At 73.3% G+C, this 12,909-nt stretch carries 12 protein-coding genes; 8 read left to right on the top strand and 4 right to left on the bottom strand.

Annotated elements, in window-relative coordinates:
• Positions 1 to 240: 240 nt before the first annotated feature.
• Positions 241 to 939: a lysophospholipid acyltransferase family protein gene (locus ABZU69_RS15845; protein ID WP_354965047.1), complete on the top strand. Its 699-nt coding sequence runs from the start codon at positions 241 to 243 to the stop codon at positions 937 to 939.
• A gap of 7 nt (positions 940 to 946) precedes the next feature.
• On the opposite strand, the gene ABZU69_RS15840 is transcribed toward ABZU69_RS15845, so the two are convergent.
• On the bottom strand, positions 947 to 4,471 hold the full coding sequence (locus tag ABZU69_RS15840; RefSeq protein WP_354965046.1) for an adenylate/guanylate cyclase domain-containing protein: 3,525 nt from the start codon (positions 4,469 to 4,471) through the stop codon (positions 947 to 949).
• 160 nt (positions 4,472 to 4,631) lie between these two features.
• Here ABZU69_RS15840 and ABZU69_RS15835 point away from each other — a divergent pair, with 160 nt between their 5' ends.
• Positions 4,632 to 4,829 (top strand): hypothetical protein, encoded by a 198-nt coding sequence (locus tag ABZU69_RS15835; protein ID WP_354965045.1) that lies wholly within the window; start codon positions 4,632 to 4,634, stop codon positions 4,827 to 4,829.
• A gap of 86 nt (positions 4,830 to 4,915) precedes the next feature.
• Here the strand turns inward: ABZU69_RS15835 and ABZU69_RS15830 are convergent, their stop codons facing one another.
• Complete coding sequence (locus ABZU69_RS15830; RefSeq protein WP_030337710.1) at positions 4,916 to 5,608, bottom strand: Crp/Fnr family transcriptional regulator; 693 nt, start codon at positions 5,606 to 5,608, stop codon at positions 4,916 to 4,918.
• A gap of 294 nt (positions 5,609 to 5,902) precedes the next feature.
• On the opposite strand from ABZU69_RS15830, the gene ABZU69_RS15825 reads away from it, so the two are divergent.
• From ABZU69_RS15825 to ABZU69_RS15805, 5 genes are all read left to right on the top strand, one after another.
• Positions 5,903 to 6,400: a polyadenylate-specific 3'-exoribonuclease AS gene (locus ABZU69_RS15825; RefSeq protein WP_354965127.1), complete on the top strand. Its 498-nt coding sequence runs from the start codon at positions 5,903 to 5,905 to the stop codon at positions 6,398 to 6,400.
• Between the two features lie 79 nt (positions 6,401 to 6,479).
• Positions 6,480 to 6,983 (top strand): pyridoxamine 5'-phosphate oxidase family protein, encoded by a 504-nt coding sequence (locus tag ABZU69_RS15820; RefSeq protein WP_354965044.1) that lies wholly within the window; start codon positions 6,480 to 6,482, stop codon positions 6,981 to 6,983.
• A gap of 175 nt (positions 6,984 to 7,158) precedes the next feature.
• Entirely contained in the window at positions 7,159 to 8,187 is a 1,029-nt protein-coding gene (locus tag ABZU69_RS15815; protein WP_354965126.1) for a 6-phosphofructokinase, read from the top strand.
• Positions 8,188 to 8,258: 71 nt separating this feature from the next.
• Positions 8,259 to 9,077: a pyrroline-5-carboxylate reductase gene (gene proC, locus ABZU69_RS15810; RefSeq protein ID WP_354965043.1), complete on the top strand. Its 819-nt coding sequence runs from the start codon at positions 8,259 to 8,261 to the stop codon at positions 9,075 to 9,077.
• 44 nt (positions 9,078 to 9,121) lie between these two features.
• The gene (locus ABZU69_RS15805; protein ID WP_354965042.1) at positions 9,122 to 9,472 is read left to right on the top strand and encodes a DUF2203 domain-containing protein; all 351 of its coding nucleotides are present in this window, start codon (positions 9,122 to 9,124) and stop codon (positions 9,470 to 9,472) included.
• A gap of 101 nt (positions 9,473 to 9,573) precedes the next feature.
• On the opposite strand, the gene ABZU69_RS15800 is transcribed toward ABZU69_RS15805, so the two are convergent.
• Positions 9,574 to 10,278, bottom strand: a complete 705-nt coding sequence (locus tag ABZU69_RS15800; RefSeq protein ID WP_354965041.1) for a class F sortase — start codon at positions 10,276 to 10,278, stop codon at positions 9,574 to 9,576.
• The gene (locus tag ABZU69_RS15795) at positions 10,248 to 11,108 is read right to left on the bottom strand and encodes a DUF4397 domain-containing protein (protein ID WP_354965040.1); all 861 of its coding nucleotides are present in this window, start codon (positions 11,106 to 11,108) and stop codon (positions 10,248 to 10,250) included. Before ABZU69_RS15795 ends, ABZU69_RS15800 begins: the two co-directional genes overlap by 31 nt.
• A gap of 169 nt (positions 11,109 to 11,277) precedes the next feature.
• Here ABZU69_RS15795 and ABZU69_RS15790 point away from each other — a divergent pair, with 169 nt between their 5' ends.
• Positions 11,278 to 12,882, top strand: a complete 1,605-nt coding sequence (locus ABZU69_RS15790) for a glycosyltransferase 87 family protein (protein ID WP_354965039.1) — start codon at positions 11,278 to 11,280, stop codon at positions 12,880 to 12,882.
• The last annotated feature ends 27 nt before the right edge of the window (positions 12,883 to 12,909 follow it).

The raw sequence follows: 12,909 nt of genomic DNA, 5'->3' as shown, positions 1-12,909 counted from the left end.
CAGCGTTCCCGCTGCTGGTGGTGGCCGTGCCCCTTTGTCGGTTCTTGCGAGGGGCGCGGCAGGGGACGGGTCGACCCGAGGTCAGTCGATCTTTAGCCCGGCGCGACCGGAAGCCGCCCAGGCGTCCGTTGTGGTGGGCGGCCCGCGCTTCGTAGGCTCGACGACGACGGCGGCACCGCCCGGCCGAGCGCTGCCCGGGTGCGCGGGCGCCGTCCTGACCACGCCACGGGAAGGACGCCGGTGCTGTACTGGCTGTTGAAGTACGTCATCCTCGGTCCGCTGCTCAAGCTGATCTTCCGCCCGCAGGTGGAGGGCCTGCACAACGTGCCGGCGACCGGCCCGGTGATCCTGGCCAGCAATCACCTCTCCTTCTCCGACTCGATCTTCACACCGCTGATCACCTCGCGAAAGGTCACGTTCGTGGCCAAGGCCGAGTACTTCACCGGCAAGGGGATCAAGGGCTGGCTGACCAGGATGTTCTTCGTCGGCACCGGCACCATCCCGGTCGATCGCTCCGGTGGCCGGGCGGCCCGCGCCGCGCTGGACACCCAGTTGCAGGTGCTGCGTGCCGGGGGAGTGGCCGGCATCTACCCGGAGGGGACCCGCTCCCCGGACGGGCGGCTCTACCGGGGCAAGACCGGGGTGGCTCGACTCGCGCTGGAAAGCGGGGCGTCGGTGGTGCCGGTGGTGATGCTCAACGCCGACGAGATCCAACCCCCGGGCAAGCTCATCCCCAAGATCGCCCGGGTGAAGATCCGCTTCGGTGCCCCGCTGGACTTCTCCCGCTACGCCGGGCTGGCCGGTGACCGGTTCGTGGAGCGCGCGGTCACCGACGAGATCATGTACGAGTTGATGGAGCTCTCCGGTCGCGAGTACGTCGACATCTACGCGCAGAAGCTCAAGGAACCCCAACCCGTCCCCACCCCGATCGCCGTCTGAACCCCGCTCAGCAGGCGACCGCCGGCCCCGCCGGGGCGACCGGGCGGCCGGCCAGCGCGAGCAGCCCGGGGGCGTCGTTGCGCAACGCGAAGGTGCGTACCTCGGCGCGCGGCACCCGGGCGGCCGCCGGGTCACCGGCGCGGGTCAGCTCCGCCGCCGCGAGCGCCAGCGCCAGCAGCCGGTCGCTGACGTCCGGAATCCGGCCGTAGGTCTCGGCGGCGGCCAGGTGCAGCTCGGCCGAGCGCCGGTGGTCGCCGTCGGCCGCGGCCAGGGCCGCCGTCACGGTCCGCAACGCCGCCTCCGACCAGGGCGTCCGGTGGCCGACCCGGTCCAGCATCGCCCGGACCCGCACCGCGGCGTCCCGGCCGGCCAGTGCGGCGGCGTACGCGGCGGCGGCGATCCACTCCCCGCTGGCCAGCGCCGGCACCGCCGACCAGGACCCGCCCAGCTCGTCGATCAACGCCGCCGCCTCGGCGTCGCGGCCCTGCAGCGCCCGGCACAGCGCGGCCATGCTCAGCATCGTCCAGTGCAGCCGGTGGAACCCGCTGCGCCGCGCGGTGTCCAACGCGTCGGCCACGTCGTCCGGGTCCTCGTCGTCGCGCAGCACCAGCAGGCAGCAGCGCAGCCCTCGCACCTGCATGTCCCAACTGCCGGTCGGGGTGTCGACGAACGCCTCCGCCGCGGTGAGCAGCCGGCCGAAGTCGCCGTCGAACCAGGCGCGCATCGCCTCCGCCGAGTAGCCGGTGGTCAACGTCTGGCCGCTGGCGGTGCGGGCCGGCGCCGCCGAGAGCAGGGCGTTGGAACGCAGCCAGTCGCCCTCCTCCCGGATCGCCCACGCGAGGTTCTGGGTGGCCCGGGGCAGCGCGAGCAGCTGACCGGCCCGGCTGAACTCGACGATCGCGTGCAGCTCGTCCAGGCCGACCCGGTCGCCGGACTGGTAGCGGGCGGTGGCCGCGGTGATCCGGGCGTTGGTGCGGGTCTCGGTCAGGCCCAGCCGCTCGGCGATCTCCGCGGCGGTGTCCGCCGCCGCCACCGCCGGATCCCGCTCGTAGTTGAGCATGTGCAACCGACCCAGCTCGGCGTACGCGTCCGCCTTCTGGGCAGTGTCCGGCAGCGGCTCGAACAGCTGCACCGCGCGGTCCAGGCAGGCCAGCGCGTCGCCGCGGTCGGCGCGCAGCCAGGCGGCCTGACCGAGCAGGGTCCACGCCCGGGCCGAGCAGGCGTCGTCGCCGTGGGCCAGCAGCCGGTCGGCGAGGGTGTGCACCTGATCCGGCCCACCGCCGGAGAGGAACGCGTTGCCGTCCCGGTAGAACGAGATCTCGGTGCTCAGCAGCTCCAGCTGGAGCCGGCCCACCGGGTCGCTGTCGTCGGCCAGGCCGAGCGCCCGGCCCGCGTGGCTGGCCGCCGCGTCCAACCCGTGCAGCGCGTACGCCCGGCGGGCCGCGCGGTGCAGCGCCTGCCGCGCCGGCCCGGCGTACCGCCGGACCTCCATGCCGAGCGAACGGGCGATCTCGTGGGCCGCCCAGCGGTGGTGGGCGAGCACCTCGGCCAGATCCGTGTCGCGGCTGTGGGACAGCGCGTCGAGCCAGTCCGCGGCCCGCTCGTGCCGGGCCACCCGTTCGGTGCGGGGCAGCCGCTGGTAGCAGACGTCGCGCACCAGGACGTGCCGGAACCGGAACTCCGCCTGCCCGGCCATCGTCGACGCCGCCTGCTCGTGCACGAAGTCGCGCTGCTCCAGCCGGCGCAGCGAACGCTCGACCGACTCGACCTGCTGTCCCAGCGCGGCGGCCACCGCGCCGGGCCAGAACTGCACCCCGACCACCGAGGCGGCCAGCAGCACCGCGCGGTCCTTGGCGTCCAGCAGGTCCACCCGGTTGGCGATCACCGCGTGCACGCTCTCCGGCATGGTCAGCTCGAGCTGCTTGTCCAGCGACCAGCCCCGCCCGGACTGGCGCAGCGCGCCCTGCTCGATCAGCATCCGGACGTACTCGTGGGCGTAGAGCGGGTTGCCGCCGGCCACCTCGATCAGCGGGCTCAGCATGTCGGCGGAGAACGCCGCCTGGCCGAACAGGTGCGCGTACAGCGCGGCGATCCCGGTGTCGCGCAGCGGCGGCAGGGTGATCGTCACCGAGCCGGTGATGGTGCCGGCCCAGCTCGGGTCCCGGTCGACCAGCTCCGGGCGGGCGGTGCAGAGCAGCAGCAGCGGCACCTCACGGGCCGCCGCGCCGAGCAGCTCCACGAAGCGCAGCATCGCGTCGTCGGCCCAGTGCAGGTCCTCGAAGACCAGCACGGTGGGGCGGCGGGCGGCCAGCGCCAGCAGGAAACGCCGCCACGCGGACTCCGCCTCCTCGGCCGGCAGCGGCGTGCCGGGCAACCCGACCAGCGGGCGCAGCGCGTCCACCACCCGATCACGTTCGCCCGGGCCGATCAGCTCGCCGACCGCGGCGGCCAACCGCTGCGCCGCGCTGCCGGCCGGGTCGGTGTCCAGGATGCCCGCCTCGGATTTGACGATGTCGGCGAGCGCGGCGAACGTGACGTTCTCCCCGAACGGCGGGCAGCGCCCGGTGCGCCAGGTCAGCGGCTCGTCCACCAGCCGACCCGTGTGCCGGTACAGCTCCCGCAGCAGCCGGCTCTTGCCGATGCCGGCCCGGCCGAAGATCGTCACCACCTGCGGCAGGCGGTCACGCAGCGACCGGTGCAGCGCGTTGACCAGCATGCCCAGCTCGTGTTCCCGGTCGACCAGCGGCGTGGTGTCCGGCTCCCGGTCGGTGGGCTGGCGGCGCAGCGGCGACAGGGCGAGCCACACCTCGGTCGGCGACGACCGGCCGCGCAGGGTGACCGGGGGCTGCTCCTCGTAGCGGATCGCGTCCTTGGTCAGCGCGTGTGTGGTGCCGCAGACCAGCACCCCGCCCGGCGGCGCGACCGACTGCATCCGGGAGGCGGTGTTCACCACGTCGCCAGCCACGATCGCCTGCCCGCCGTCGCGGGCGGCGGCCACGTCGACAAGTGCCTCACCGGTGGCCACACCGACCCGGAACCGCAGCTCGGTGCTGCCGGTGGGTGCGAACCGGGTGAGCACCCGTTGCAGCTCCAGCCCGGCCCGTACGCACCGCAACGCGTCGGTCTCGGTGGCGATCGGGGCGCCGAACAGCGCCATCACTGCGTCACCGATGTACTTCTCCACCACGCCGCCGTACTGGCCCACCACCCGTCGGGCTGCCGAGAAGAAGCCCGTCTGCATCCCGCGGACCTGCTCCGGGTCGGCCCGCTCCACGTACGGGGTGAAGTCGATCAGGTCGACGAAGAGCACGCTCACCCGACGGCGGTCCTCCTGCGGGGTGACCGTGCCCGGCCGGTCCGCGCCCGGCCGGGGCGACCCGCACGAGGTGCAGAACGCGACGTCCGAGGCGAGCGGACGCAGGCAGTGCGGGCAGACCGCACCCAGCTCGGCGCCGCAGCCACCGCAGAAGCGGTCCCCGTCGGCGGCCGTACGTCCACAGCGCCCACACTGCGCGGCGATGACACCCTCCACTCGCGAACCGACGCCCCCCACGGCGTCGCGTCAGAGGAAGTATCACCGCCGACGCCGCTGTCGGGTACCGGCCTGTTGGCTTGTGGACAGTCCACACACGGCTTCACGGACTAGATTCAGGCGGCCACATGTCGATCAGCGACCAGAGGGGGACAGGTCAATGGTGTACGTCAAGCTGGAGAGCGACTGGACCGACGGCAACGGGGTCAGCCACTCCGCGGGTGACTCGGTGGACGTCGACGCCGCCACGCTCGCCACCCTCCAGGCCGAGGGCATCGTCATCGAGCAGTCCCACGGCCCGGACGGTGACGGCAAGGGCCCGGACAAGTGGGCCGGGCCGGGCAGCTCCGGGGTCTGACTCAGCGCCGGTGAGGCGACGACGCGGCCGGGTCGCCCACGGGTGACCCGGCCGCGTCGTGTCCGCTTCGGTGCGCTGCCCGCGGGTCAGCGGTCGTTCATGCCGGCGCGCCGGCGCAGCGCGGCGACGTCGGTCACCACGATCCGTCGCCCCTCGGTACGCAGCCAGCCCCGACTGGCGAACGAGCCGATCGCCTGGTTGACGCTCTGCCGGGAGCCGCCGGCCATCTCGGCCAGTTGGCTCTGGTTGAGCTCGATTGTGATCATCGGGGCCTGACTCTCGCCGGCGAGCCGGACCAGCGTCTTGGCCACCCGGCCGGGCAGGTCGAGGAAGACGTGGTCGGCGTTCTGCTCGGTGAGCCGGCGGATCAGCCCACCCAGCGAGCGCATCACCGCGTCCAGGATGCGCGGGTTGGAGTGCACCAGCTCCATGAACGCCCCCCGGGAGAGCGCGAGCGCCGCGCAGTCCTCGATGGCCTCGGCGGAGGCGGACCGGGTGGAGGCATCGAGCAGGGAAACCTCGCCGAGCACGTCCGGCGGACGGATCACCGACAGCACGGCCCGCTCGCCGGTGGGTGCGGTGCGGAAGACGGCCACCGCGCCGCGGCGCAGCACGATCAGCGACTCGCCCGGGTCGTTCTCCACGAAGAGCAGCTGACCCTTGCGATAGGTGCGCGGGACGGCGGCGGCGATGACACGCTGCCGTACCTCGGGCTCCAACCCGGCGAACATCTCGACACCCGTGAGCGCATCACCCGGCTCCGGCAGGCGAACCTCCACGGCCCAACCCCTCCCCGGTCAAGGACCACAACTCGCTCACCGGTGAACCTGCTGGGCCCGACAAGGTGAACTGACACCGCTTCGGCGTCCGGTAGCGATACACATCAGATCATGACGGTCCGGTCGCTTGCTGTACACCCCTCGAAGCACTTCCGTGACCGTCGCGAGCTGCGGCGTACCGCTTGTCGAGCTGCCGATCCGGGCCGGTGGCGCTGGTCACCGCCCGGCGGGGCCACGACGGTCGGCGGGGCCCCGCCGCCCACCGCCGGCCGGCGGTGGGCGAGGATGGCCGGAATGGTCTACCGCTACTTCTACGACTGCGAGTTCATCGAGGACGGCCGGATCGTCGACCTCGTCTCGATCGGTGTCGTCGACGAGTACGGCCGCGAGTTCTACGCGGTCTCCACCGAGTTCGACGACTCCCGTGCCGTGCCCTGGGTCCGGCGCAACGTGCTGGACAAGCTGCCCTCGCCGGCCGACCGGGCCTGGCGCTCGCGGGAGCGCATCCGCGACGACCTGTACGACTTCCTCATGGAGCCCATCCGGGACCGGCCGGGGGAGCAGTTGGAGCTGTGGGCCTGGTACGCGGCGTACGACCACGTGGTGCTCGCGCAGCTCTGGGGGGCGATGCCGGCGCTGCCCCGGGAGATCCCCCGATTCACCAAGGAGCTGCGGCAGCTGTGGGACGACCGGGGCCGGCCGACCCTGCCGGACGCTGACGCGGCGCGGCACGACGCCCTGGTCGACGCCCGGCACAACCTGGCCCGCTGGCGGGCGATGACGGCCCGCTGAGCGGCGGTCGTGGGCACCGGAGGTTTGACCGGTTCTGTCCCGGGCACCGGTTCGACGAGTCGAGCCGAGGGAGAGTGCCATGAGCAACGAGCCGACCAGCGCGGCCGAGGCCCGTGTCCGGGTCACCGAGCTGGTTCGGGCCGCGCGGATCTGCATGCTCACCACGATCGCCCTGGACGGGCGGCAGGTGAGCCGGCCGATGGGGCTCCAGGAGGCCGAGTTCGACGGCGACCTGTGGTTCTTCGCCCACGCCGACTCGGCCAAGATCCGCCAGATCCGGGTGAACCCGGAGGTCAACGTCGCCTTCTCCGACCAGGGGCACAACGCCTGGGTGTCGGTCTCCGGCACCGCCACCGAGGGGTTCGATCGGGCCCGCGCCGAACGGCTGTGGAACCCGCTGCTCAAGGTCTGGTTCCCGGACGGGCTGGACACCCCCGGCCTCACGTTGATCAAGGTGCACGCCAGCTCCGCCGAGTACTGGGACTCGCCCAGCAGCACCATGGTCAACCTGCTCGGCTTCGCCAGGGCCGCGGTGACCGGCCGCCCGCCGGAGGCCGGCGAGAACCACGAGGTGACCTACTGACCGCCCGGCCGGTGGCGGGTCGGCCCCCGGGGCGCGCTGTCGGTGTTCGGGCAGGCCGACTACAGTGCGCAGTGACGGCCCGCCCCGGGCCGGCAACGGCGCCGATGGTCTGATCTGACACATATCCTGGGGCTTAATCGGGCTTTACCTGATGCTCCAGGAGGATGAGCGGATCATGCGTATCGGCGTGCTCACCGGCGGCGGCGACTGCCCAGGTCTCAACGCGGTCATCCGGGCGGTGGTCCGCAAGGGCGTCGCCACCTACGGTCACGAGTTCGTGGGCTTCCGGGACGGCTGGAAGGGCCCGCTGGAGGGCCTGTCCCGGCCCCTGGACATCGCCGACGTGCGCGGCATTCTGCCCCGCGGCGGCACCATCCTCGGCTCGTCCCGGACCAACCCGTTCAAGATCGAGAACGGCGTCGAGCGGATCAAGGACAATCTCGCCGCGCAGGGCGTGGACGCGTTGATCGCGATCGGCGGCGAGGACACCCTCGGCGTGGCCACCAAGCTCTTCGAGCTGGGTGTGCACGTGGTCGGCGTGCCGAAGACCATCGACAACGACCTGGGCGCCACCGACTACACGTTCGGCTTCGACACCGCGGTCAACATCGCGATGGAGGCCATCGACCGGCTGCACACCACCGCGGAGAGCCACCACCGCACCCTGGTCGTCGAGGTGATGGGCCGGCACGCCGGCTGGATCGCCCTGCACGCCGGCCTGGCCGGTGGCGCCAACGCCATCCTGCTGCCCGAGCGGCAGTTCGACGTCGACCAGGTGGCCGGTTACGTCGAGAAGCGCTTCCAGCACCAGTACGCCCCGATCGTCGTGGTCGCCGAGGGCGCCCAGCCGCTGGACGGCCAGATGGTGCTGGCCAACCAGGAGCTGGACTCGTTCGGTCACGTCCGCCTCGGCGGCATCGGCCAGTGGCTCGCCGAGCAGCTGGAGGCCAAGACCGGCAAGGAGGCCCGCACCGTGGTGCTGGGCCACATCCAGCGCGGCGGCACCCCGACCGCCTTCGACCGGGTGCTCGCCACCCGCCTGGGCCTGCAGGCCATCGACGCGGTGCACGAGGGCGACTGGGGCAAGATGGTCGCGATGCAGAGCACCGACATCGTCCGGGTGCCGCTCGCCGAGGCGACCCGGGAGCTGAAGACCGTGCCGCTGGAGCGGTACGCCGAGGCCGAGGTCTTCTTCGGCAGCTGATCGACGGTCGGCGGCGCGGCGGGCCTGCGGGTCCGCCGTGCCGCGACCCGACGCGAGGGGGTACGACCGAGATGTCCGCCGGGGTGCACACCGTCGCGGTGATCGGCGCGGGGAAGATCGGGGAGCTGATGCTCTCCGGGTTGCTGCGCTCGGGATGGCCGGTGGATCGGCTGCTGGCCACCGCCCGCCGTCCGGCCCGCGCCGAGGAGTTGACCGCGCGCTACGGCGTCCGGGTGGTCGACAACCTGACGGCGGTGGACGAGGCGGCGGTGCTCGCGGTCTCGGTCAAGCCGCAGGACGCCGCCACGTTGCTGGACGAGATCGGCCCCAAGGTGCCCGCCGACAAGCTGGTCATCTCGCTCTGCGCCGGGCTGCCCACCAGCTTCTTCAACCGCCGGCTGCCCGACGGCACGCCAGTGGTCCGGGTGATGACCAACACACCGGCCCTGGTCGACGAGGCGATGACGGCGATCTCGGCGGGCGCGCACGCCACCGGTGCGCACCTGGCGCTGGCGGAGGAGATGTTCAAGCCCCTCGGCCAGACGATCCGGGTGCCCGAGTCGCAGCAGGACGCGGTCACCGCGCTCTCCGGCTCCGGCCCGGCCTACTTCTACCTGCTGGTCGAGGCCATGATCGATGCCGGGATCCTGCTCGGGCTGCCCCGGCAGGTGGCGCATGAGCTGATCGTGCAGACCGCGATCGGCTCCGCCGTGATGCTGCGCGACTCCGGCGAGCACCCGGTCAAGCTGCGCGAGGCGGTCACCTCGCCGGCCGGCACCACCATTTCCGCCATCCGTGAGCTGGAGAAGCACGGCGTCCGCGCGGCGCTGCTCGCCGCGCTGGAGGCGGCCCGGGACCGCGCCCGCGAACTGGCCGCCCAGGCCGACTGAGGCCGCAGGGGCTGGCCGCCCGGTGTGTGCCGCATACTGGCGCGGTGTTCACACTCGCCCAGGCTCGGCACCTGGTGGCCACCCTGCAGCCGCGCGTCAACGAGTTGATCCGGCTCCGGGCCGACCTGGCCGAGTTGCGCGTCGACCTGGCCGACCACGGCGTCAGCGCGCTCGGCGGGCTGGCCGAGGTGAAGGGGCTGGAGGCCCGGCTGCACGGCGTCGTTGACGAGCTGCACCAGCACGACATCCAGGTCAAGGGCATCGCGCCGGTGCTGCTCGACTTCCCCGGCGAGCGGGCTGGCCGCGCCGTGCTCTGGTGCTGGCTGGAGGGGGACTCCGACGTGCGCTGGTACCACCGGGCCGAGTGCGGCTTCGCCGGCCGTCGCCCGGTCTGACGCCGCGTCGGCGCTCCCACCACCGCACGATCCACTCGACATCCCGGAAACCGGGGCATCCCGGTGAGCCGGAAGCCCCGACATCCGTGAACCGGAGTCGATCAGCCGGCGGCGGAGTCCGGCAGGACCGGGTCGGCGGCGTCGGTCACCGCGAACACCACCACGTTGTCCCGGTAGTGCCCGCGCCGCCGGTCGAAGTCGCCGCCGCAGGTGACCAGGCGCAGCTCCGGGCCGGGCGTGGGACCGTAGACCACGGCGGTGGGAAACCGGTCCTTACGGGTGCGCAGCGACCCGGTCACCCTGAACGACAGGCGCTGCCCGCCGCGCCACACCTCCACCCGATCGCCGGGACGCAGCTCGCCGAGCCGGGCGAAGACCGCCGGGCCGCGCCGCGAGTCCAGGTGCCCGGCCAGCACAGCCGGCCCGGTGTCGCCGGGGGCCGGACCGCCGCCGTACCAGCCGGCCGTGTCGAAGTCGGCCGGCGGGATCAGCGTGCCGGCGCGGTCGAGGCCCAGGACGGTCAGCGCGGAGTCGACGCCGATCCGCGGTACGCGTACCCGGGTGGGTCGACCCTGCGGCGCGGGCGTGGCGGCGGCGGCCGGGCAGTCGTCGGTGCAGCCCGGCTGCCAGCTCGCCACCGGCGGCGGCGGGCCGGTGCTGGCCAGACCGACCCCGGTGCCGGCGACCAGGCAGACCGCCGCGCCGGCCGCGACCAGCGCGGCCAGCGGCACCCGACGGTCGCGGTGCCGTCGGATCGCGGGGCCGAGCCCGGTGTTCACCAGGTGGTGCGGCGCCGCCGACGCCACAGCAGCAGGCTCACCGCGACGGCCGCCGCGGCCAACCCGCCGGCCACCAGGGGGTACCCGCCGCGCCCGGTCCCGGCGACGCCGCCGGCGCCGGTGTCCACCCCACCGGCGGGTACCACGGTGCCGCCCTCGGCGTCGCGCCGCAGCTCGGCGGTGAGACCGCCCTGCTTCGCGTCGAGCACGAGCAGCGAGTAGACGGCGCCGCCGGTGAGCCGCACCTCGGTGTCGGTGCTCGGCCCGCCGGCCCCGGTCAGCCGCAGCCGCCAGCTACCCGGCTCCACCTGCTGGTAGTCCGTGGTGGTGGCGAACTGCACGCCGTTGGCGATCATCGGGCCGTCGGCGGCGGCCACGTCCAGCACCGGGGTCCGCACCGACGCCTGCACGACGCGTACCTTGGCGCGGCCCGGGGTGGGCGCGCTCAGGTCGTCGTTGAGCACCCGCAACCCCAGGTCGGCGTGCCGGCCGACGCCGGCCACCGTGTACGCGTCGCCACTGGTCACCGCGACCTCGGTGGTGAGGACCGGGGGATCGCTGGCGGGGGCGCCGGCCTCGCGCATCGCCACCGCGTACCGGCCGGGTGCCAGCTCCAGGTAGTCGGAGACCACGCCGTAGCCCACCCCGGGGAAGACCCGTGGCTTCGCGGCGTCGGGGGCGGCCAGGTAGACGTCCACGGCCGGGGTGTCGGGGGAGAGATGGGCGAGCCGGACGTATCCGACGGTGTCCGCGCTGGCCGGCGTGGCGACGCCGACGGCGGCGACGGTGGTGCCGAGCAGGAGCGCGCTGGCGCCGGCCAGCAGCCGGCGGGGCCCGATGGTAGGGAGCATGCGCATGTCGCCTCCGAGAGCACGGTCAGTGAGCGGGCGGCAACCCAGGGAACAGAGTCCCGTGTACGGGACCACGGCGCAAGTTGTCAGCGGCATGTCGCAGGATTTTGGAAACGTAGCGATGATCGTCGTCGACGGGTCATCGCCCACCGTCGCGGTCGCCTATTGTCGGGCGATGCGGGATCGCCGGGTGGCGCTGGTGTGGACGGCTTTCGCCGTCGTCGCCCTGGTGTCCTGTGTGCTCGTGTCACGACGCGAGGACCGCCTCTCCGACCTGCACATCTACTACGGAGCGTTGTCCGACCTGCGGGCCGGGCGGCCGCTGTACGGGTACGTGGCGGAGAACGGGGGCCCGTTCACCTATCCGCCTTTCGCCGCCCTCGTGCTGGGTCCGATCACCGCCGTCAGCGAGGGCGTTTTGCAGGTGGCCTGGTTGGTGGCGACGTGCGCGGCGGTCGTCGCCATCGCCGGGTCGGTCGGTGTCGCGCTGACCGCCCGACGGTCCCATCGCCCGCTCGTCGTGGCGGTGGCGGCCACCGTGCTGATGCTCTCCGCGCCGGTGCAGAGCAACCTACGGTTCGGGCAGGTCAGCATCTTCATCGTGCTGATGGCCCTGCTGGACGGGATGGGCCTGGTTCCACCCCGGGTGCGTGGCGTGCTGGTCGGGGTGGCCGCGGCGATCAAGCTGACCCCGCTGCTGTTCGTGGTCTACTTCCTCGCCACCGGCCGCTACCGCGACGCCGGCCGCGCGGCGGCGACGTTCGTGGCCTGCGCGGGGCTCGCCGCGATCGTGCTGCCCAGCGAGAGCTGGACCTACTGGACCGAGGCGGTGCGGCAGACGTCGCGGATCGGCAACCTGGCCTCGCTGGGCAACCAGTCCGTGCACGGGATGCTGTTGCGCGTCGGGGTCGACGAGGCGGCGCTGCCCCTGCTCTGGGCCTGCCTGGTGGCGCTCATCTGCGCGGCGGCGCTGCTGCGAGCCCGGCAGTTGACCGCGCAGGGCCGCCCCGGTCACGCCGCGGTGCTCGTCGGCTGCGCCACCGTGGCCGCGTCCCCGGTCTCCTGGACCCATCATCAGGTGTGGCCGGTGCTCGCCGCGATGCTGCTGATCGGCGCGTCCGGTGTCACCCAGCGGGCCGCCGGCGCGGCGCTGCTCGCCGCCATGGTCGTCTCGTTGGGTGCGGTCCTCGGTCCGGTGTCGATGCGGCCGGGCGTGCAGTTCCTGTTCGAGAACGCCCGGGCCGTCGGGGTGTGCCTGCTGTGCCTGGCCGGCTTCGGTGGCGTCGCGGTCGCCGCCGTCCGGACGAGCCGGCGACCGGCCGTCGGCGGGCGGGCCTGGTGGCGGGTGGGCATCACGGCCACGGTGGCGGTGGCGTTCTTCGCCGTGCAACCGCTGCCCGCCGGAGCGGACCCCACCTTCAAGGCGTACACCCTCGACGACGTGGTCAACCCACGATACTTCTTCGTCTGCCGTGGCCCGGTCGAGTGCGCCGCCTACGGCACCGACGCGCCGGTCACCTTCGGCACCCGGGCGGAGAAGACCAAGGTGCGGGTCAACGGCGTGGTCTCCGGGCAGGTGGCCCGATTGGAGTACTACTCCGCCCCGGGCGGGGCGCCCCGGACCATCCCCCTGCTCGCCGCCTACCCGGGGACGCGGACGTTCTCGTTCCGGTCGGCGAACATGGCACAGGGTCGGCTCGTCGCGTACGCCTCGGACGGCCAGCCCATCGCCAGCTACGACGAGGAACTCGCCGCCGCTCTCCGCACAACCACCCGGTAGGCGATCGCAGGGAGGGCGGCGGCGTTG

This window comes from Micromonospora sp. NPDC005206, from assembly GCF_040608175.1.
GTDB lineage: Bacteria > Actinomycetota > Actinomycetes > Mycobacteriales > Micromonosporaceae > Micromonospora.
This window is presented reverse-complemented; position numbering and strand designations above follow the sequence as displayed.